17 protein-coding genes and 1 tRNA gene are annotated in these 20,044 nt (G+C 66.0%); 9 read left to right on the top strand and 9 right to left on the bottom strand.

All coding sequences use genetic code 11. From position 1 onward, the window contains the following. The first annotated feature begins 2 nt into the window (after positions 1 to 2). A complete protein-coding gene (gene trpA, locus AB4Z00_RS22550) occupies positions 3 to 782 on the top strand; it encodes a tryptophan synthase subunit alpha (protein WP_442047333.1) in 780 nt (259 codons plus the stop codon). Positions 783 to 885: 103 nt separating this feature from the next. Then, positions 886 to 2,181, top strand: coding sequence for a bifunctional folylpolyglutamate synthase/dihydrofolate synthase (locus tag AB4Z00_RS22545; RefSeq protein WP_442047332.1), 1,296 nt, complete (start codon positions 886 to 888; stop codon positions 2,179 to 2,181). Positions 2,182 to 2,184: 3 nt separating this feature from the next. Here AB4Z00_RS22545 and AB4Z00_RS22540 read toward each other — a convergent pair whose 3' ends face one another. Further along, a complete protein-coding gene (locus AB4Z00_RS22540; RefSeq protein WP_442047331.1) occupies positions 2,185 to 3,867 on the bottom strand; it encodes an AmpG family muropeptide MFS transporter in 1,683 nt (560 codons plus the stop codon). Positions 3,868 to 3,977: 110 nt separating this feature from the next. Between AB4Z00_RS22540 and AB4Z00_RS22535 the strand changes: the two genes are divergently transcribed. After that, on the top strand, positions 3,978 to 5,453 hold the full coding sequence (locus tag AB4Z00_RS22535; RefSeq protein ID WP_442047330.1) for a pseudouridine synthase: 1,476 nt from the start codon (positions 3,978 to 3,980) through the stop codon (positions 5,451 to 5,453). Between the two features lie 26 nt (positions 5,454 to 5,479). Continuing rightward, a complete protein-coding gene (gene rsmD / locus AB4Z00_RS22530) occupies positions 5,480 to 6,037 on the top strand; it encodes a 16S rRNA (guanine(966)-N(2))-methyltransferase RsmD (RefSeq protein ID WP_243654103.1) in 558 nt (185 codons plus the stop codon). A gap of 45 nt (positions 6,038 to 6,082) precedes the next feature. Here rsmD and AB4Z00_RS22525 read toward each other — a convergent pair whose 3' ends face one another. Continuing rightward, the gene (locus tag AB4Z00_RS22525) at positions 6,083 to 6,757 is read right to left on the bottom strand and encodes a hypothetical protein (RefSeq protein ID WP_442047329.1); all 675 of its coding nucleotides are present in this window, start codon (positions 6,755 to 6,757) and stop codon (positions 6,083 to 6,085) included. A gap of 134 nt (positions 6,758 to 6,891) precedes the next feature. Here AB4Z00_RS22525 and AB4Z00_RS22520 point away from each other — a divergent pair, with 134 nt between their 5' ends. Beyond that, positions 6,892 to 9,192, top strand: a complete 2,301-nt coding sequence (locus AB4Z00_RS22520; RefSeq protein WP_442047328.1) for an ATP-dependent helicase — start codon at positions 6,892 to 6,894, stop codon at positions 9,190 to 9,192. Between the two features lie 30 nt (positions 9,193 to 9,222). Here the strand turns inward: AB4Z00_RS22520 and AB4Z00_RS22515 are convergent, their stop codons facing one another. The 3 genes from AB4Z00_RS22515 to AB4Z00_RS22505 form a co-directional block, all read right to left on the bottom strand. Then, positions 9,223 to 10,656 (bottom strand): carboxylesterase/lipase family protein, encoded by a 1,434-nt coding sequence (locus tag AB4Z00_RS22515; protein ID WP_442047327.1) that lies wholly within the window; start codon positions 10,654 to 10,656, stop codon positions 9,223 to 9,225. 181 nt (positions 10,657 to 10,837) lie between these two features. Continuing rightward, entirely contained in the window at positions 10,838 to 12,310 is a 1,473-nt protein-coding gene (locus AB4Z00_RS22510; RefSeq protein WP_442047326.1) for a DEAD/DEAH box helicase, read from the bottom strand. A 247-nt stretch (positions 12,311 to 12,557) separates the two neighbouring features. After that, positions 12,558 to 13,166 (bottom strand): hypothetical protein, encoded by a 609-nt coding sequence (locus AB4Z00_RS22505; protein ID WP_132263716.1) that lies wholly within the window; start codon positions 13,164 to 13,166, stop codon positions 12,558 to 12,560. Positions 13,167 to 13,333: 167 nt separating this feature from the next. Here AB4Z00_RS22505 and AB4Z00_RS22500 point away from each other — a divergent pair, with 167 nt between their 5' ends. Continuing rightward, positions 13,334 to 14,755: an FAD-binding oxidoreductase gene (locus AB4Z00_RS22500; protein WP_442047325.1), complete on the top strand. Its 1,422-nt coding sequence runs from the start codon at positions 13,334 to 13,336 to the stop codon at positions 14,753 to 14,755. A gap of 140 nt (positions 14,756 to 14,895) precedes the next feature. Beyond that, on the top strand, positions 14,896 to 15,666 hold the full coding sequence (locus AB4Z00_RS22495) for a SapC family protein (protein WP_132263719.1): 771 nt from the start codon (positions 14,896 to 14,898) through the stop codon (positions 15,664 to 15,666). 343 nt (positions 15,667 to 16,009) lie between these two features. Here the strand turns inward: AB4Z00_RS22495 and AB4Z00_RS22490 are convergent, their stop codons facing one another. Beyond that, positions 16,010 to 16,960, bottom strand: a complete 951-nt coding sequence (locus AB4Z00_RS22490; RefSeq protein WP_442047324.1) for an N-formylglutamate amidohydrolase — start codon at positions 16,958 to 16,960, stop codon at positions 16,010 to 16,012. 177 nt (positions 16,961 to 17,137) lie between these two features. Between AB4Z00_RS22490 and cpdR the strand changes: the two genes are divergently transcribed. Next, entirely contained in the window at positions 17,138 to 17,512 is a 375-nt protein-coding gene (gene cpdR / locus AB4Z00_RS22485) for a cell cycle two-component system response regulator CpdR (protein WP_134095451.1), read from the top strand. Positions 17,513 to 17,648: 136 nt separating this feature from the next. After that, positions 17,649 to 17,723 (top strand) — tRNA-Val (locus AB4Z00_RS22480). Between the two features lie 40 nt (positions 17,724 to 17,763). Here the strand turns inward: AB4Z00_RS22480 and AB4Z00_RS22475 are convergent. From AB4Z00_RS22475 to AB4Z00_RS22465, 3 genes are all read right to left on the bottom strand, one after another. After that, positions 17,764 to 19,083 (bottom strand): tyrosine-type recombinase/integrase, encoded by a 1,320-nt coding sequence (locus AB4Z00_RS22475; protein ID WP_442047323.1) that lies wholly within the window; start codon positions 19,081 to 19,083, stop codon positions 17,764 to 17,766. A 178-nt stretch (positions 19,084 to 19,261) separates the two neighbouring features. Further along, the gene (locus AB4Z00_RS22470) at positions 19,262 to 19,633 is read right to left on the bottom strand and encodes a hypothetical protein (RefSeq protein ID WP_442047322.1); all 372 of its coding nucleotides are present in this window, start codon (positions 19,631 to 19,633) and stop codon (positions 19,262 to 19,264) included. Continuing rightward, positions 19,630 to 20,044: hypothetical protein (locus tag AB4Z00_RS22465; protein ID WP_442047321.1), on the bottom strand; the 415-nt coding region annotated here is incomplete at its 5' end. The genes AB4Z00_RS22465 and AB4Z00_RS22470, both read right to left, overlap by 4 nt.

Raw genomic sequence — 20,044 nt, 5'->3', positions numbered from 1 at the left:
ACATGACCACGCGCTTCGAAACCGCATTCGCCAAGGGCCCGGCGCTCGTCTGCTTCATCACCGGGGGTGACGGCGACACCGCCGCCAATCTCGACGCGCTTGTCGAAGGCGGCGCCGACGTGATCGAACTCGGCATGCCCTTCACCGATCCCATGGCCGACGGTCCGGCGATCCAGGAAGCGAACATCCGCAGCCTCGATGCCGGCACCAAGACCGCCGACGTGTTCCGCATCGCCAGCGAATTCCGTGCGCGCCACAGCCAGGTGCCGCTGGTGCTGATGGGCTACGCGAACCCGATGATCGCCCGCGGCGCGGACTGGTTCGCCGGTGAATGCGCGAAAGCCGGTGTGGACGGCGTGATCTGCGTGGACATCCCGCCTGAGGAAGACGCCGAACTCGGCCCTGCCCTGCGCGACAAGAGCGTCTCGCTCATCCGCCTCGCCACGCCCACCACCGATGCGGCACGGCTTCCTGCCGTGCTCGAAGGCTCCTCGGGCTTCCTCTACTACGTCTCGGTCGCAGGCGTCACCGGCATGCAGCAGGCGGCCCAAGGCTCGATCGAGGATGCCGTGGCCAAGCTCAAGGCCGCCAGCACCATCCCCGTGGCGGTCGGTTTCGGCGTGCGCACCCCCGAACAGGCCAGCGCCATTGCCAGAGTGGCGGACGGCGTCGTCGTCGGCTCTGCACTGGTCGACCTGGTCAAGCAGCACGGCACCGACGCTCCTGCCCATCTGCGCGCCCTGACGGCCTCGCTGGCCGAAGCGGTCCACACCGCGCGCTGACCCTTCTGTTTTTCGTCATTGCCAATTGCATGACGACAACGCAATTCCAGCATCGCGGCGGCCTCTTGCAGGTTGCCGCGATGTGCTTTTCCGGACGGGTGCCATGAAAGACTTCGCCGTTTCCGAAGACCCCCGCGTCCAGGCCCAGCTCAACCGGCTGGAGGCGCTGTCGCTGCCGCAGGGGCGCTTCGGGCTGGAGACCATCCTGACCCTGCTCGACCGGGTCGGTAACCCGCAAAAGCGCCTGCCGCCGACCTTTCATGTGGCCGGCACGAACGGCAAAGGTTCGACCTGCACTTACCTTCGCTTCATGCTGGAAGCGCAGGGCCTGAAGGTCCACTCGGCCACCAAGCCGCACCTCGTGCGCTACAACGAGCGTATCCGCCTTGGCGGCAAGCTGATTTCCGACGGGATGCTGGCCGACCTGCTCGCCGAAGTTCTCGATGCGGGCGAGGATCTCCAGCCCAGCTTCTTCGAAGTGACGACGGCCGCGATCTTCCTCGCTTTCGCGCGGGAACCTGCGGATGCCTGCGTGGTCGAGGTCGGCCTCGGCGGGCGGCTCGATGCCACTAACGTGCTGGAACACCCGGCCGCCTGCGGTATCGTGACGCTGGGCATCGACCACGAGGCGTTCCTGCTCCGCCCGGAGCCTGGCGCGCCCGAGGACCCGCTCGCCCGCATCGCCTTCGAAAAGGCCGGGATCGTCCGCAGCCCTGCCCCCGTCGCCACCCTGGCCTATCCCGAAAGCGCAGCGCTGGAGATCGAGCGCGCCGCCATGACCGCCGGCGCCCCGCTGCACATGCGCGGGCGCGACTGGGACGCGGGCGTGGGCGACGTGATCGAATATTCGGACCGGCACGGCGAACTCACCCTGCCGCTGCCGAGCCTGCCCGGCCTGCACCAGGCGGAGAACGCCGCGCTGGCCGTCGCCATGCTGCGCCATCAGGACCGGGTGAGCGTCGCGCCAGAGGCCATGGCGGAGGGGATTCGCGCCGCACACTGGCCCGCGCGCCTGCAACGGCTCTCCCAAGGTCCGCTTACCCGTCATGCCGGAGGGCGCGCCGTCTGGCTGGACGGTGGCCACAACCCCGACGCCGGGCGCGCCATCGCCCGTCATTTCGCCGGGCAGCGGCTGCATCTCGTGATCGGCATGCTGGCCAACAAGGACCCGCGCGCGCTCACCCAGCCGCTGGCCGAAAGCATCGCCAGCATTCGCGCGGTGCCGGTGCCCGGCCACGACTGCCACGGCGCCGCGAGCTTCGGCCCGGGCGCGCTCGGCGCCGAAAGCGTGGCCGATGCGCTTGCCGCGCTGCCGGACGATGGCCTGCCGGTATTGATCGCCGGATCGCTCTATCTGTCCGGCGTGGTGCTCAAGGCCAACGACGAAGTGCCGGACTAGGCCTCAGGCCAGGCGCGCGCGCCGCGCCTGGCGGGCCACGCGCCACCATTCCAGCAGGCACAGGACGATGGCGATCGTGCCGATCCAGGTGACGAGCACGAACATCCGGTAATAGCCCTGCTGCTGGATGAGCTGTCCCAGCGCGCCGCGCCCCAGCGTTCCCACCAGCAAGGTCAGCGAGGAGAGCAGCGCATATTGCACCGCGCTGTAACCCTTGGAGACGATGGACGAGAGCCAGGCGATATAGGCCGCGCCGGCAATGCCCGTGGCCAGGTTCTCCGTGCCGATCGTGACCATCAGCGTGCCGAGGCGCGGCTCTCCGCCAAGCTGCTCGACCAGCCAGGTCACGCCCAGCATATCGCTCACCAAGGCCATGCGCGCGCCGCCGAGGGCGAGGTCCGCATAGAGCAGGTTGGTAACCGCAGCGAGGATCGCGCCAAGCGTCAGCGTGGCCATGCGGCCGATCACCGTCAGCAGCGTACCCCCGAGCGCGAGGCCCAGAACGATGGCGCCCACACCGAAGAACTTGGAGGCGATGGCCACTTCGTCCTTCGTGTACTTCAGTTCGCCCAGATAGAAGGGATAAGCGAAAGTGCCCCAGATCGAATCGCAGATGCGATACGTCAGCACCAGCGCCAGAGCGAGCACCAGGCCCCAGCCCATGCGCCCCACCAGTTCGGTAAGCGGCAGGATCAGGGCGCGGTAGAGGTGGTCCGCCACGCGCGAACCGGTCCCGTCGTGCGGCACGGCCTGCGTCAGGAGATGGCGTCCGCTGCGCTGCAGATAGACCAGCACCGCCGCGATGGAGGCAGGCAGGATGATGGTGGCGATGACGATGAGCGGGCCGGTGGTCGACACGAAATCGACGGCATCGGGCCGCGCACCCGGATCGCTGCCCAGCGAGCGGACCATGAAGATTCCCACGGTGACCAGCGCCCAGCCCCACAGCAGGCCCACCAGCGCCAGCGCAATCGTGCGCACGCGCGGGCTCAACTGCCCCGCCTCGCGCAGTTCCAGCAGTTCGTCCCGGTCTTCGGCGCTCGGCGCGGCAGCATCCGCATCGGGCGCGAAGAGGCAGATCACGCCCGCAGCCACGAGAATCAGCCCCATGACCAGGAACACCGAAGTCCAGCCGATCCGCTCGGCCAGGATCAGGGCCAATGCCCCGCCGACGAGCGCGGCGATGCGATAGCCCATCTGGAATACCGTGGAGAGCATGTCGATGGTCGCCACGTCGTCCGCCACGTCGACGCGCCAGGCGTCGATGGCGATGTCCTGCGTGGCCGAGGCGAAGGCGCCGATGCCCGCCAGCAGCGAAAACAGGCCCAGCGCCGCGACCGGATCGAGCTGCGACAGCGTCACCAGAATGATGCCGAGCAGGACCTGCGCCGTCACGATCCACTGCTTGCGGCGGCCAAGGCGGCGAAGGCCGGGCAGGTCGATGCGGTCGAGCGCGGGCGACCAGAGGAACTTGAACGCGTAAGCCAGCCCGATCAGCGAAAATACGCCCATCGTCTCCAGATCGACATGGGCATCGGACAGCCAGGCATAAAGCGTGCCGAGCAGGAGCGAGTACGGCAGACCGGCCGCAAACCCGAAGACCGCCATGAACCCGGTCTTCCGATTGCCCAAAGCGCGAATCACCGTCCCCAAGCCGGGCTTCGGGGCAGCAGAGGCTTCAGACATCCAGTATTCTCCGTTGGCAAACTCCGGGGACGGGCCCTGCGCGACCGTAACGCGTGGTTTCCCGAAGGGAAGGCTGGATGAAGCGGCGATCAACAGGTATGGGCGGGCGAATGTCCAAACCTCCTTTCAAATCCGGCGGCCCGAAGCGTGGCGGCTCTTCCCGCGATGGCGGCTCCTCGCGTGGCCCCTCGCGCACCACTTCAGGCACCTCGGGCCGGCGCGGCGCCGACCGGACGGCACGCGACGGCGCGACCCGGAGCGATGCGGGACGGGAAGAAGGCGGCCGGGGACGCGCATTTCGCGATGGCCCCGCACGGGATGCGCGCGATACGCGCAGCACCCGGGATTCGCGGGACGGCCGCAACCCCCGCGATACGCGATCGACGCGCGACGAACGCCCCGCCCGCGGCGGCCGCTCAGGCCGCGCCGGCCGTGACGAAAAGCTCTTCGGCCGTAACGAACGCCCCGTGCGCGATGAACGTCGTTCGCGCGATGATCGTCCGGCCCGCACCGAACGCCCTGATCGTGGCGACCGTCCCGTACGCGGTGACCGTCCCTTCCGCGAGGATCGGCCTTTCCGCGAGGATCGGCCATCGCGCGATGGCGCCCCGGCACGCGGCGAGCGCTCTGCCCGCACCACCGCTCCGGCGCGTGACGCCGCGCCGCGCCGCGGCCCCGGCGCTCGTTTCGGCGAGCAGGAATCGCGCGGCAGCGCTTATGCGCCGCGCGGTCCCCGTCCGTCGGATTCCGGCCGCTTCGACAGTGAACGCCCGCGTCGCAAGCCCCCCCGCTCGGCGCCCCAGGCGGCAGCGCCCACACCCAAGTCCGCCGGGTTGCCCGTGCGCGAGGGCGAACGCATCGCCAAGCTGCTGGCCCGTGCCGGCATCGCCAGCCGCCGCGAAGCCGAACGCCTGATCATCGAAGGCCGCGTGAAGCTGGGTGAAGACGTGATCGAGACCCCCTCGACCGTGCTCGCCAACCTCAAGGGCGTCACCGTGGACGGCAACCCGGTCCGCGAGGCCGAGGAAACCCGCCTCTTCGCCTTCCACAAGCCCGCCGGCCTGCTCACCGCCGAGCGTGATCCCGCCGGCCGGCCGACGATCTACACCGCCTTGCGCAATGCCCTGCCCGAAGGCAGCGGCAGGGTGATGCCGATAGGCCGTCTCGATCTCAGTACCGAGGGCCTGCTGCTGCTGACCAATGACGGCGAGTTCAAGCGCGAGCTGGAACTGCCCGCCACCGGCGTGCCCCGCACTTATCGCGCCCGTACTTTCGGCGACATCAGCCAGGGACAGCTCGAAGACCTGATCGAAGGCATCGAGATCGAAGGCGTGGTCTACGGCAAGATCGACGCCAACATGGAGCGCCGCACCGGGCGCAACCAGTGGATCGAGATGACTTTGACGGAAGGTAAGAACCGCGAAGTCCGCCGTGTTCTCGAACACCTCGGCCTGCAGGTCAGCCGCCTGATTCGCACGTCTTACGGACCTTTCCGCCTGCTCGACCTGCCCAAGGGCATGGCCTTCGAGGTCACTCAGCGCGATCTCGAAAACTTCCGCAAGACCCTGCCGAGCATCAAGTCGTGAAGGGGCCCGCGGCCAGGGGCACAGCCGTGAAGACGGGCCTGCGCATCGTCGCGGGCGAATGGCGAGGCCGCAAGCTGGCAGCGCCCGAAGGCGATACCACCCGGCCGACGGCGGACCGCACGCGAGAGACGCTGTTCTCGATGCTGGCCAGCCGGCTCGGCACATTCGAGGGTCTGAAAGTCGCGGATCTCTTCGCGGGATCGGGTGCGCTGGGCCTTGAGGCGCTGTCGCGCGGTGCGGCCCATTGCCTCTTCGTCGACCAGGACCCGGCAGCGGTTCGCGCGATTCGCGCCAATATCGCCAATCTTCAGGCCCAGGGCCGGAGCGACGTCCGCGCCGGGTCGGTCATGGCGCTCGGCCCCGCCAAGGGAACACTCGACCTCGTACTGCTCGACCCACCTTACGAGACGGGCGCCGGCGCAGTCGCGATCGACAAGCTCGCGCGGCTCGGCTGGATCGGCGAACAGACCTGGGTCAGCCTGGAGACCGCCAAGACGGAAGCCGTTTCCATCAAGGGCTTCGAACTCGAAAGCTCGCGCGATGTCGGCAAGGCCCGCCTGCATCTGCTGCGGCCCGTCGGCTAAAAGGCAGCACCGTCCCGGACAAGGTTCGGGACGGTCTCGCCCGGCTTACTTGCCGCCGCGATTGCGACAGCCGTCCTTCACGGTCTTGCTGCAGACCGGATAATCCTTGTTCATCGCGGTCGCAGGCGGCGGGGTCATTGCGCCCTTGTAGGGACCGCCCTGATAGGTCTGGTCGGCCGGCATGGCCGGGCGCACCGTCTGGTCGGCATATTGCGGATCGGGAACGCCGGTCGTCGGCATGCCTTCACCCGGAGGGTTCGCCTGTGCCGGGGGCGTCGTCGGTGTCTTGCCGGCCATCTGCTGCGATATCGAGTTCCATGCGATCGCCTGCTGCTCCGGGGTCATCTTGTAGATTTGCCCGCGCTGGTCCGGGGTGAGCGCCCAGTAGCCCTTCTGCTGCGGCGCCGTGAGGCTCCAGTAATAGGCTTGATACTCCGGCGTCCACGAGTCGTAATCCGCGCGCTGGGCGGCCGGCCAGGCGTCGTACATGGACTTCTGGTCCGGTGTCATGGTCGAGGAGGTGATGGGCTTGGCCCCGGCCATGCCCGAGGGCATGCTCGAATCGGAAGGAGTTGCGGGCGGCGGCGGGGCTTCAGACACAGGGGGCATCTCGCCGGCAGTGTCCGTCGTGGTAGCCCCAGCGGTGTCTTGGGCCTGGACGGCGCCGGACATGCTCAGGATGGCCAGGGCTGCCGCACCCGAAAGGAGATATTTGTGCATGACTCACTCTCCATCTGCTCGTGTTTCTGGTTATTCTTTTCCGTGACTAGGCGACTCCCGGCGCCGGGGGATTGTTCCGGGGCTGCGACGAACCGGCCTTGCGCCACGACATCCCGTTCCCTAGATGTTCACGGGTGAACGATCTGCAATCCTCCCTGCCCGAAGCCTCCTCGGACCCCCTGCTGGAAGGGCTCAATCCGCCGCAGCGAGAGGCCGTGCTGACCACCGAAGGCGCGGTGCTGATGCTGGCCGGGGCCGGCACGGGCAAGACGGCGGCGCTCACCCGCCGCCTGGCGCATCTGGTGCGCAGCCGCCTCGCCTGGCCGAGCGAGATTCTCTGCGTCACGTTCACCAACAAGGCCGCCCGCGAAATGCGCGAGCGCGTGGGGCACCTGATCGGCCCGGCCGTGGAAGGCATGCCCTGGCTGGGCACGTTCCACGCCATCGCCGCCAAGATGCTGCGCCGCCATGCCGAACTGGTAGGGCTGCAACCCAACTACACGATCATCGATACCGACGATCAGTTGCGCCTGCTCAAGCAGCTCATCCAGGCCGAAGGGCTGGACGAAAAGCGCTGGCCCGCCCGCCAGCTTGCAGGTTGCATCGATCGCTGGAAGAATCGCGGCCTCAACCCGGCCGACCTCGATGCAGGCGAGAACGAGGCCTATGCCAATGGCCGCGGGCAGAAGTTCTACCAGCTCTATCAGGACCGCCTGAAGGCCGTGAACGCCTGCGATTTCGGCGACCTCCTACTGCACATGCTCAACATTCTGCGCACTCACCGCGAGGTGCTGGAACAGTACCAGCAGCGGTTCAAATACGTGATGGTGGATGAGTATCAAGACACCAACCAGGTCCAGTACCTGTGGCTCCGGCTCATCGCGCAGGAGCGCAAGAACATCTGCGTGGTGGGAGACGACGACCAGTCGATCTATTCCTGGCGCGGCGCCGAAGTGGCGAATATCCTCAAGTTCGAAAAGGATTTTCCGGGCGCCAAGGTGATCCGGCTGGAGCAGAACTATCGCTCCACCCCGCAGATCCTCGCCGCCGCTTCGGGCCTGATCGGCGAGAATACCCAGCGCCTCGGCAAGACGCTGTGGACCGAGCGCCATCCCGGCGACAAGGTCCGCGTGATCGGCGTCTGGGATGCCCCCGAAGAAGCGCGCCGCGTGGGCGACGAGATCGAGCGGCTGGAGCGCGAAGGCGCCCCGCTCGACCAGGTGGCCATCCTCGTGCGCGCACAGTACCAGACCCGCGAATTCGAAGACCGGTTCATCTCGATCGGCATGAAATATCGCATCGTCGGCGGCTTCCGCTTCTACGAACGCGCCGAAATCCGCGATGCCCTCGCCTATCTGCGCGTGATCGCGCAGCCGGCGGACGACCTTGCCTTCGAGCGCATCTACAATGCCCCCAAGCGCGGCCTGGGCGCCAAGGCGCTGGAGGCGCTGCACACGCTCGCTCGGCGCCGGAACATCCCGCTTGCCATGGCCGCGATCGAGATCGCCGACAGCGACGAATTGCCGGCCCGCCCGCGCAGCACGTTCCTGTCGCTGATGCGCGACTTCGCGCGGTGGCGGGACCTTTCCGGCACCGAGAACCCAGCCGATCTCATGCGCACCGTCTTGGATGAGAGCGGCTATACGGACGCGCTCCAGGCCGAGAAGACGCCCGAAGCCAGCGGACGCCTCGAAAACCTCGTCGAACTGGCGCGGGCCATGGAGGAATACGAAACGCTCGGCGATTTCCTCGAGCACGTCAGCCTCGTGATGGACAACGACGCCGCCTCCGACGAGGAAAAGGTCACGATCATGACCATGCATGCGGCCAAGGGACTCGAGTTCGAGCATGTGTTCCTGCCCGGCTGGGAGGAAGGCGTGTTCCCCTCGCAGCGGGCGATGGACGAAGGCGGATTGGCCAGCCTGGAGGAAGAGCGCCGGCTCGCCTACGTCGCGATCACCCGCGCGCGGCGCAAGTGCACGATCCTGCACGCGGCCAATCGGCGGATCTACGGCCAGTGGACCAGTTCGATCCCCTCGCGCTTCATTGCCGAACTTCCGGACGATCACGTCGAGAGCGAAACCACGCTGACCGGCGGCGCTTCGCTCTGGCGGGCGCAGTGGTCCGAAATGGCGGATCCCTTTGCCGAAGTGGCCCGCGCCCAGCCCGCCCGCACGGTGACGCGCGGCCCGGGGTGGCAGCGCGCCGCAGCCCGGGAATTCGATACCACGCCGCGCAAGATCGCCGAATCGACGCGCAGTGCCGCCAGCTTCGCGGCCAAACCGCGCACCGACATCGAAATCGGCAGCCGCGTGTTTCATGAGAAGTTCGGCTACGGCGCGGTGATCTCCCAGGAAGGCAACAAGCTGGAGATCGAATTCGAACAGGCCGGGCTCAAGCGCGTGCTCGACAGTTTCGTCAAACCGGCAGGCTGACGCGGGCCAACCTGCCAGCTTGATGCAATTTCAGAGGCCGGTCTTTACCGGCGCCGCGCGAATCTGCTCGATCCACGGATCGCGCTCGAAGCGCGCCGTGCCATCGGCTGCAAAGTCGAGAAGATCCCCGCCCTCCCCGGCGCGCGGCGACCACTTCGGCAAGGAGGCGCCGTTGGGATCGCCGGTCCGCGCGAAATTCACGAGATAGGCGCTGACGATCCGGCCCATCGCCTTGTCCCGCGCACTGGTCCGGTCTCCATATTTCACCGCCTGGGTATCGAGGAAGAACGGGATGTCGGTAGCGTGGCCGGCACCCTTGCCGCCGCCTTCCAGCGAGGACGCAACGTAGGAGAAGCGGTACTCGTAGACCGGAACGCCCGCCTTGGCGACAAGGCCGGAGATCTGCCGCGCGCCGGCTACCATGCCGCCACTGACGCCGCCGATGTCGTCGCTGGTCGCGCCGATCATCATCGGAACGTGGTGGAAACGGTTGGTTTCATAAGCCTTGCGCTGGTCCACCGCTATGCGGCCATCGGAGAAGGGACTGGCGAAGGTCCGCAAGCCCCCGGGCGGCGTGAACAGCGCCGCGAGATTGAGGCCGTCGATCACTTGCTCGGCCTTCAATCCGCGCAATTTCGCCAGGGCCTCCGGGTCGCCCGGAGCGATGCCCTTGGACTGCCCGAAGCGGCCACCGATCTCTTCGGTCGCGGCAAGATCCGGATTGGCCAGGCTCGTGCCGTTCCCGCCCGACATCACGACCGCTTTGTGAAATAGGCCATCGGCCTCGGGCGAGGTCACGAGATTGTTCACCGACATGCCGCCGGCGCTCTCGCCGATGATGGTGACATTGGCCGGATCGCCCCCGAAAGCCGCGATGTTGCGCTGAACCCAGCGCAGCGCGGCCAGCTGGTCCATGTAGCCGTAGTTGCCCCCCATGCCGCCGTCCTCCGCCGCCCGGGTAAGCGCCGGATGCGCGAAAGTCCCGAAGCGACCGATGCGGTAGTTGAAGCTGAAGAACAGGACGCCCTGCCGCGCCAGTTCCGCGCCGGAATAGGTCGGCGGAGACGCGCCCCCGTTCACGAAGCCGCCGCCGTAGATCCACACGACCACCGGCAGCTTGCCCTTGGCTGCGGCAGGACGCCAGACATTGGCGTAGAGGCAATCCTCGGCAGGCGGCGTGCCGAGCGGCGCCGCGTCTCCCTCGAAGGGCTTCTGCATGCAGTCATGGCCATAAGTCGTGGCCTCGCGGGTTCCCTGCCAGGCGGCGGCGGGTTGCGGCGCGCGCCAGCGCAAGGGACCGATCGGCGGCGCGGCGAAAGGAATGCCCTTCCAGCTGGCCACGCCGTTCTCAACGCGGCCAGCCAGCTTGCCGCCCTCGACGACCGCTTCCGGCCGGGGACCGGCCTGCGCGCCGCAGGAAGCCGCAAACACGCCTACGAACGCCAGCATGTACCTGTATTTCATCGGATCCCCGCAGCAGACAGCCTCTTCGAAAGCAGTCTGGCATGCGGCTGTGCAGCCACGCAAGCGAGATCACCCGCGCTCAGGCGCAACGCAAAAACGCCCCGCTTCCTCCGAAGAAAAAGCGGGGCGTCTTGGAATTATCTGGAAAAACACCCCTTAGGGCATTTTTCCGACCGTGCGCTCAGGCGAGCGCCGAAACGTGGAGGAATTCCGGGATCGGGCCGTTCCAGCCGTCGTCAGCCGGCTCCTGATCGCGGCGGCGCGACCGGTTGCCATCCGAACGGCGCTCGCGGCGCTGCTCTTCCCCGCGGCTTTCGCGGCGCGGCGCACGCTCTTCGCGGGCCGGGCGCTCTTCGCGAACCGGCGCGCGCTCTTCACTGGCGACTCGCTCTTCGCGCACCGGGCGCTCTTCACGGGCCGCACGCTCTTCGCGCACCGGGCGCTCTTCACGGGCCGCACGCTCTTCGCGGGCCGAAGACCGCTCACGCTTTTCACGGCGGGGCTTCTCTTCACGGGCCGGAGCCTCAGGGGCCTCCTCGGCCGCCATCTGATAGACCGGGATCTTCCCGCCAGTGAGCTTTTCGACATTGTCGATCGCCTCGGCATCTTCCGGGGTCACGAACGTGAAAGCACGGCCCGATGCGCCGCCACGGCCCGTGCGGCCGATGCGGTGCACATAGTCGTCCGGGTGCCAGGGCGTATCGAAGTTGAAGACGTGGCTTACGCCCTTCACGTCCAGGCCGCGGGCAGCAACGTCGGACGCGACGAGGATGTTCACCGCACCATCCTTGAACCGTTGCAGCTCTGCCAGACGGGCGGGCTGGTCCATGTCGCCATGGATTTCGCCGGCCGCGAAACCGTGCTGTTTCAGGCTCTTGGCCAGTTCGCGAACGGTAGTCTTCCGGTTGGCGAAGACGATCGCGGTAGAGACGTTGTCAGTGCGCAGCAGGTCGCGCAGCACTTCGCGCTTCTTGCGCGACTGCACCGCCACCTTGTGCTGGACGATATTGGTGTTCGCCGTCGCCGGGCGGGCGACTTCGATATATTTCGGGCTCGACAGGAAGCGGTCTGCCAGCTTCTTGATCACGGGCGGCATGGTCGCCGAGAACAGCAGCGTCTGCCGGTTGGTCGGCAGCTTGGAGCAGATCGTCTCGATGTCGGGGATGAAGCCCATGTCGAGCATGCGGTCGGCTTCGTCGATGACCAGCAGTTCGCAGCCCGTCAGCAGGATCTTGCCCCGCTCGAACAGGTCCATCAGGCGGCCCGGCGTGGCGATCAGCACGTCGACACCGTCCTGCAGCGCCTTGATCTGGTCGCCCATCTGTACGCCGCCGATCAGCAGCGCCATCTTCAGATCGTGGTTCTTGCCGTACTTCTCGAAGTTTTCGGCGACCTGCGCAGCGAGTTCGCGCGTCGGCTCGAGAATCAGCGAACGCGGCATCAGCGCGCGGCGTCGGCCATGCGCGAGAATGTCGATCATCGGCAGCACGAAGCTGGCCGTCTTGCCGGTCCCGGTCTGGGCGATGCCGATAAGGTCCTTCATCATCAGGACCGGCGGGATGGCTTGCGCCTGAATGGGAGTCGGCTCGCTATAGCCAGCGGTTTCAACCGCTTGCAGCAGTTCGTCAGACAGGCCGAGATCGGCAAAGTTCATAGACAGACAGGTCTCATAGGCAGGAGTCTTGCGAGAATGCAGGGTACTTCGATTATGTCGCGGCGCGGCAGCGAGACCCGAATCATATGATTCACGCGCATGCCAATCGTACACCTGCGCGCCGCCTAGGCGGGAAATACCGCAGAAGTCAAGGAAATCCACGCCCTGCCCGCTTCAGGCCGCAAGATTCGCCTTCGCAAAAGCCGCGCGAAACGCATCTGCCGCCCCGTGCGTGTTCCGTGACAGCCTATCTCGCCACCACCAGCTGACGGATGCGCGACAGCTTGCAGGTCGTGCCGCTGCGCGAAAGCAACTCGTCGCGATCGATGCAAAGCTGGCCGTCGGACGTGCGGGAAAGCAGGAAACCCGAGTAGAATGCGCCTGCCCGGCACCCGCGCTCGAGGTCCGCGCCCACCACGCGGCGATCGCGCATGAACAGCAGCAGGCGGCTCTGACCGTCGGGCTGGACCCCGGCAATCCCGGACATCGGCAGGCACTTGCCGATCTTGCGTTCCGAATAACGCGGCCGATCGTCCTCGCGGCCCGGCATGCCCATGAGCATTTCCGGCGGAGCGGGCATCTGCGCGCGCGGGCTGATTCGGATGGTCATGCGCTGCTCGATTCGCACCTGCCAGGCACTGTCCGGCTCGACATGCTCGAAAGCCTCGGCGGCGAAGCGCCAGGCGCTGGGCGAATCGGGCAGTTCTTCCGGCCAGACGTAGCCCTGCTCAGCCGGCGCGGCCGTGGCAGCGGGCGTTTCCGGACGATCTTCGTGCTTCGCGCGCCCACCTCCGCCCAGGCCGACTGCGGGAAGCAGCAGCGCAAACGGATAGAGCAGGACGGAAGCGAGATTCATGAAAAGGAACGGTCCCCGGGCGCGCTTTAACCGTCGCCATAGCGCAGGAGCTTGAACCAGCGCTTAACTCGGCGCAACGCCAACCGCCTTCCTATCCCGCGAAGAGTGCTGCCTATCTTGCGAAGAGTGCTGGTGAAACCTGTTCGCGCCTGTGCCATATCGCCCCCATGACCCATACCGACAGCTTTCTCGCCGAAGCCGCCGACCTGCTCGGTCCGCGTGGATTCACCACCGATGCGGAACTCGTCACGCCCTGGCTGACCGATTGGCRCGGCCGTTATACCGGCGCGGCCGTGGCGCTCGCCTCGCCGGCCGATGCCGAGGAAGTCTCCGCGCTTCTACAGCTCTGCTCGAAGCACGGCGTGCCGATCGTACCGCAGGGTGGCAACAGCGGCATGTCCGGTGGCGCGACCCCGGACGCCAGCGGTTCGGCGTTGCTCCTGTCGCTGCGCCGGATGAACGCGATTCGCGCGCTCGACGCCGAAGCCCGGCAAGTGACCTGCGAGGCGGGAGTCGTTCTCCAGACGCTTCACGAAGCCGCCGAAGCGCAGGACTTGCGCTTCCCCCTCTCGCTCGGCGGCAAGGGCTCCGCCACGGTCGGCGGCCTGATCTCGACCAATGCCGGCGGCACCCAGGTGCTGCGCCATGGTTCGATGCGGGCCTTGGTGCTGGGGTTGGAAGCCGTCATGGCCGATGGCCGGATCTTCTCGATGCTGACGCCGCTCAAGAAGGACAACCGCGGTTTCGATCTCAAGCAAATGTTGATCGGGTCCGAAGGGACGATGGGCGTGGTCACCGCCGCGACGCTCGCCCTGCTCCCGGCTGTCGCCGAACGCGTGGTCATCTGGGCAGGTGTTCCCTCGCTGGGCGCGGCGCGAAAGCTCCTGCTTCACTGCGAGGCGGCGGCCGGAGAGGCGCTCGAAGGCTTCGAAGTGCTGCCGCAGGCCTGCCTCGAAGCCGTCCTCGACCACTTGCCCGATGCGCGCGCGCCGCTTGCAGACGCGCATGCCTGGCACGTCCTGATCGAAGTGGTGGCGGACCGCTCGGCAGCCGCGACCCTGCGGGACCGCTGCGAAGCGATGATGGCTGATGCCTTCGAGGCAGAACTGGTGGAGGACGCCGCCATGTCCGCCAGCGAAGCCCAGGCCGAGGCCATGTGGCTCCTGCGCGAATCGATCTCGCCCGCCGAGCGGGCCCGCGGTCCGGCGGTCCAGCACGACATTTCGGTGCCGGTCGAGAAGATGCCCGACTTCGTGGAAACGACCATCCCGATGATCGAGGCGAAATGGCCCGGCACCGAGGCCATCGCTTTCGGACACCTGGGAGACGGCAATGTGCATTACCACGTCATCGCCCCCAGCGTGACCGACGGCCCCGCCTGGCAGGCCGGCGAGGGCAAGGCGATCAGCCGCTACGTCCACGACCTCGTCACCGAATGGGGCGGCTCGATCTCGGCCGAGCACGGRATCGGCCAGCTCAAGCGCGACGAACTGGCGCGCCTCGGCGATCCGGTGGCCCTGTCCATCCTGCGCGCGGTGAAACAGGCACTCGACCCGCAAGGGCTGCTCAATCCCGGCAAGCTGATCTGACAGGATAATATCGCCGAACACGCCGCCAAAAGCCGACTCGCGCAATATCCCCGTTCCGGCGGGGCCGGCGCTTGCGCCCGCCCCGCGCAGCCCCTAAAGCGACGCCTTCAAAATTTCCCTGTCTTGCGGAGAGTATCGCAATGGCCACCGCGCCGCAGAATCCTGCCCTGCCCCTGTTCTACAAGGACCTCGTGCCGCTCAATTCGCAGCAGCACACCACCTGGAAGACCCGCTCGACCGACAAGGCGACCTGGCTCGTCGGCGTGAATTCGATTCCGCTGACCGTCGAGGAATTCCCGCAGGCGCAGCGCAACTTCCCGATCATCTTCACGGCAGGCGAAAATCCGGTCCCGCTGGTGCTGATGGGCATGAACGAAGGCGTGAACGTCTACGTCGACGAAGACGGCACCGTGAACACCCCGGTCTACATCCCGGCCTACGCGCGCCGCTATCCCTTCATGCTGGCACGCCTGCGTCCCGACGCCGAAGAACTGTCGCTCTGCATCGATCCGACCAGCGACCTGGTGGGTGAAGGCGACGAGGGCGAAGCCCTGTTCAACGGCACCGAGCCGACCGAAGCCACGACCAACATGCTCAAGTTCTGCGAGAACTTCGAGATCGCCGGCACCAAGACCGCCAACTTCATGGCGGAACTGGCCAAGCACAACCTGCTGATGGACGGCGAGTTGAACATCGACATCGGCACCGGCCAGCCCTTCACGTATCGCGGCTTCCAGATGGTCGACGAGAACAAGCTGCGCGAAATGCGCGGTGACGTTCTGCGCCAGTGGAACCAGAACGGCATGCTGCCGCTGATCTACGCCCACCTCTTCTCGCTCGACCTCGTACGCGAGATCTTCGGCCGCCAGGTTTCGCAGGGCAAGGGCCCGCAGATCCTGCCGAGCGCCTGAGAACCAGCGACTAAACCCGCTCGGAGCGGAGGTTTATGACAAATTTGTCACACCTCCGCTCCATTATGCGACGCTATCCAAACGCGCTCTTGCAAAACATATGTTGCGTACCCCATTCTAGGGGTTGAATGTGCGATCAGGCTTGCTATGTTAGGGCTACCTGATCGGCGCTACCCTCATGGCCCGGTCAGGCTGGTGCACATCGTGCACCTCCTCCCTGAACCTTGGCCACCTCGCGCATTGCGCGAGGTGGTTTTTTATGGGCTCAAGCGGTTCTGACGACCGTATCGCCTGCGGGCATTTTCCAGATCCCAGATATACGCGGTTTCGGGCGGCGCCCGGGCTATTCGGCCGCCTGCGCCATACCCCTGCCCGAATCCTGCGCCAGCTCGCAGACGGTCGCAGCCAGCTGGCGTACCAGCCCTGACAGCAGTTCTATCATCGCCTCCATGCCCGGACCCGGCTCCAGCAGACGCGAATCGAGGTAGCAGCTGCGGTCGATCTCCAACTGCATGGCATGGATCGCCTCGGCAGGCCGCCCATGTCGCTCCAGCACATATCCGCCCGCGTAAGGACGATTGTGCGACGCCTCCCACCCATGATGCGCAAAGTGCGAGAAACAGGCTCCCACAAGGCTACCGTGGCAACTGGCACCGAACTTGTCCCCCACCACGAAACGCACAGGCTCGGAGCCAAGCCGCGTCGCCAGCGGGGGCATGGAGTGAAGGTCGAGCAGCAACGCCGCCCCCCAGCGCTCACGCAGGCCGCTCAAGGCGCTCGCCAGGGCCGCATGGTAAGGTTCATGCACCCCGTCGATCCGAGCCCTGAGATCGCTCTCCTCGAGCCGGCCGCGCCAGATCTCCCCGACACCGGGAAGGCGGCGGGGTATCAGCCCCAGTCCGCTTCGCACCCGCCGACTCGGCAATCCGCGATGCCCGGCAGGGCGCGACGCGCGCGAAAACATGTCCCAATCGACATCGTCGGGCGCGCGGTTGAGATCGATCATCGCGCGCGGCGCCTGGGCGAACAGCAGCGAAGCACCCGTCGCCCGCGCCACGCCCTTGGCGATGCGGTCGACAAGGCGATCCTCCAGCCTGATCGAGACGGTTTCCGGCTGCCGCATGTCCTTGAGAAGCGACGAAGGATAGGCCCGCCCCGCATGAGGCGCCGCGATCAGGACGGGAATGGCCGAAGGTTCGGGCGCCGATAGGACGAAAGCGGGAATGCCGGGAGCGCCGGGAATGCGGCCTCCGGCACCTTGTTGCGAATCATTCGCGCCCAATGGATCGATCATGCCCACTACGCTGGCCCTTTCCAGTCCCGCTGTCAAAGCGTCCCGATCCCGATCACTTCGTAATCCTAGCGAGAATTTTAACCAGACAGGGGTTATGGCTTGGAGCATAAGAGCGTGCGACGCGCCACCCGACGAATCTGGCCGTGGTTTGGCCCCGAATCTGGATATGAAAACGCGATGATCCGCATCCTGCTTGCCGAAGACGACCAGGCCATGCGCACTTATCTTGCCCGCGCGCTGGAAAACGCCGGCTATGATGTGCTGGCCGTCGATCGCGGCACCGAGGCCCTGCCTTATTTGGAAAGAGAACACTTCGACCTTCTGCTTTCGGACATCGTCATGCCCGAAATGGACGGAATCGAACTGGCGCAGCGCTGCGCCGAAGTTTCTCCGATGACCAAGGTGATGTTCATCACCGGCTTCGCCGCCGTGTCCCTGCGCGCCAGCCGTGAGGCGCCGCACGCCAAGGTCCTGTCCAAGCCTTTCCATCTGCGTGATATCGTTATGGAAGTTCAGCGCGTATTCGGCCTTTCGGAGCACGCGCGGCTCTGATCGAAACTATCCACAGGGCTATCGACAGGCCCAAAGAAGTTTTTTGAAAAAACCGGTTGCCAACCCTCGGGACCACCGTTAGAGGGCCACTCCACCGAGCGGCACACAATGCCGCAACGGACCGACCGAATGGTGTGGGCGTATAGCTCAGTGGTAGAGCACTATGTTGACATCGTAGGGGTCGCAAGTTCAATCCTTGCTACGCCCACCATTCGGAAGTCCTCCTAAAAGCTGGATTTCGAAAGCCTCGCCTAAGCGCGAAGCACTGCGACATTCTCATGTTTTTGCGTGAGTTTTGCGTGAAGAGCCGGACCTGCCATCCTCGTCAGATCTGAAACTACGTCGTCGATCCCGTCTCGCACCGTCGCGAGATAGTCCGGATCGAACACGATGTAGTGCCCCGAGGTCTTCTTGATGGCCCGGTGACCCAGTGCGATTTCCAACTCGACCAGATCCACACGGCGGTTCGCGAGGATGCTCGCCATGGAGTGGCGCAGCAGCTTCGGCCCCCACCCTGCCGGGATGCCGATCTGCTCTCGCGCCGAGTCCCAGGCTGAGCGCACAGCTGCGACCTTGTACTGAGTCGTGATGTCCTTCTGCAGCTTGGCGTCGAACGCGGTTCGCTCGTTGCAGACGAACCAGTCATCCGTTGCCAGCAGCCATGAGTGCATCAGATCCACCACAGGGAGGGTCGGACGGACCTTGCGCGTCTGGATGCGGCCAGCCGGATTGAGGAAGAGCAGTCGCTCATCCTGCATCCACTGCTCTCGTTCCGGCTGGACGCTGATGTCGAAAATCGCGTCCGGACGCGCGAGAGTGCAGATAGCGGCGATCAGGTACCTCCGGAGGGGCAACAGCCTGTCGGCATGCCCAGCATAGTTCCCAGCGCCCTGCATCGTGTAGTCGAGCAGCTCGCCGATCGCTTCCACCGACAGACGGAACGTCCGTGCCGAGGTCACTTGCTCGCGCGTCTTGTGCCGCAGGGGCGGGACATACCGGGTCCGGCGCTCCTTGAAGGCATAATTCAGCGCGGCCTTGAGCTTGATGACGCTCTCCTCGACCGTCGATGCCGACCGGGGCCGCGACTTGCCGTCGATCCAGTTGCCCTTGGCATCCTTCTTCCTCGCGACGATGGGGTCTGCCACACCCCACTTTCGGAAGCGGGTCAGCAGCTTGTCGTCCAGGTGATCCGGCATGATCGGCGCAGCCAGGCGGCCGGCCGTCTGCTCGATCTCAAAGAATCGGGTCAGCAGCTTGAACTGGGCCTTTGTGGCGGGCGCGCTCGGCAGGTGCTGGCCGTGCTCGATCCAGTAGTCCGCGATCGCGTCTTCGACGCCGTAAGCCTCTTGCTCGGCAACGGTCGGGCGATGGCTGGCCAGGAAATGCTCGTCGAGCTTGTCGCAGGCTAACCGAACATCCGACGTGCGCGTGCTGCGCCGCTGCTGGCGCCCTGCGGCGGTGTCGTACCACCAGATGTAGAACCGATCGCTGGCCGGCTTACCATCCGCCCCGCGGACGAAGTCGAGCCAGAAAGGCCCTCGTTGGTAGACACCACCTTTAACCGTCGACACCGCGCCTGTTCCTCCAATGCTTGCGCTTTCGCCTTCGCCACGTTGCTGAGCATGCCCAGCGTGGCGAGAAGGTCGAGATCGTCTGCGGAGAGCTTCACCCCTCCCCTGTTGTTCACTGCCCGCGAGAGCTTCCGGTCGAGCTTAACCAGCGATTCGCAGGACGTTTCTTCATGCTGGATCATACCGCCCACCTCCTCGCAGGCTCGGGATAGTCGCACCCCTCAAGTGAAATATGCAGGCGCCCAGCGGCGACAGGGTGATTTGCAACCAACCAGGCGCGTTCGATGGGTTCGCCCTCCATGGCTTGCCACAGCCAGAAGTAATCCTCATCGCAGCTATTCCGCTGCCCCCAAGGTCCACGCTGCTTGTTCCAAACTGCCTCCGCCTCGCGGCATTCCGGGTGGGAGCGCCAGGCAAAGAATTCGCCATCCTGGATCGTCGTCGCATAAGTAGCTGGCAGGCCCGGCTGGATAGTCCTTCCGCAGGCCTTGCACTGATGAGGCTTGCGCACGGCGCGGATGAGCCGCTCGCCGAGAAACTCGTAGCTCATGCAGCCCTCACCGTGCTGTTGCGCTGGAAATCTCCAAACGTCAGGTCGGGCCTGACGTCGCTGACTGACAGCCACTTGGAGTAGCGCGCCCTTCCTCTCGTGGTAGCGACGACCTCCATCTGATAGCCGTCGTAAGAGACGATCCAGCGCCGATGCTTATCGCCGATGGCCTTGAGGTGAGCTGCAAGCGCGGCCCGCCCCTCGGCGGTGACCGAGAAATATTCTCCATCACCCGTCTCGCCGTCGCTCTGCCAGTTGTCAACGGCGGCGCAAAAGTCGGCCACGGGGCGGAGTAAAACCAGGCCAGTGTGGCGGCCGCCCGGGGAAGTGGCGTGAGGGCGTAGCCCGAGGGCCACTTCCCCGGGCGTTGGCCTGATTTCAGGGGTTGGTTTTGGGCTTTCGGGCTCGGGC

The sequence above is a fragment of the Novosphingobium sp. YAF33 genome, from assembly GCF_052113265.1.
Lineage (GTDB): Bacteria > Pseudomonadota > Alphaproteobacteria > Sphingomonadales > Sphingomonadaceae > Novosphingobium.
The sequence above is the reverse complement of the archived record's forward strand: the minus strand, read 5'-3'. Positions and strand labels throughout refer to the sequence as shown.

Excerpts from the sequence above, each read along its gene's own strand:
- trpA (WP_442047333.1), top strand. The coding sequence starts at position 3 with ATGACCACGCGCTTCGAAACCGCATTCGCCAAGGGCCCGGCGCTCGTC.
- AB4Z00_RS22545 (WP_442047332.1), top strand. The coding sequence starts at position 886 with ATGAAAGACTTCGCCGTTTCCGAAGACCCCCGCGTCCAGGCCCAGCTC.
- AB4Z00_RS22540 (WP_442047331.1), bottom strand. The coding sequence starts at position 3,867 with ATGTCTGAAGCCTCTGCTGCCCCGAAGCCCGGCTTGGGGACGGTGATT.
- AB4Z00_RS22535 (WP_442047330.1), top strand. The coding sequence starts at position 3,978 with ATGTCCAAACCTCCTTTCAAATCCGGCGGCCCGAAGCGTGGCGGCTCT.
- AB4Z00_RS22525 (WP_442047329.1), bottom strand. The coding sequence starts at position 6,757 with ATGCACAAATATCTCCTTTCGGGTGCGGCAGCCCTGGCCATCCTGAGC.
- AB4Z00_RS22515 (WP_442047327.1), bottom strand. The coding sequence starts at position 10,656 with ATGAAATACAGGTACATGCTGGCGTTCGTAGGCGTGTTTGCGGCTTCC.
- AB4Z00_RS22510 (WP_442047326.1), bottom strand. The coding sequence starts at position 12,310 with ATGAACTTTGCCGATCTCGGCCTGTCTGACGAACTGCTGCAAGCGGTT.
- AB4Z00_RS22505 (WP_132263716.1), bottom strand. The coding sequence starts at position 13,166 with ATGAATCTCGCTTCCGTCCTGCTCTATCCGTTTGCGCTGCTGCTTCCC.
- AB4Z00_RS22495 (WP_132263719.1), top strand. The coding sequence starts at position 14,896 with ATGGCCACCGCGCCGCAGAATCCTGCCCTGCCCCTGTTCTACAAGGAC.
- AB4Z00_RS22490 (WP_442047324.1), bottom strand. The coding sequence starts at position 16,960 with ATGATCGATCCATTGGGCGCGAATGATTCGCAACAAGGTGCCGGAGGC.
- cpdR (WP_134095451.1), top strand. The coding sequence starts at position 17,138 with ATGATCCGCATCCTGCTTGCCGAAGACGACCAGGCCATGCGCACTTAT.
- AB4Z00_RS22470 (WP_442047322.1), bottom strand. The coding sequence starts at position 19,633 with ATGAGCTACGAGTTTCTCGGCGAGCGGCTCATCCGCGCCGTGCGCAAG.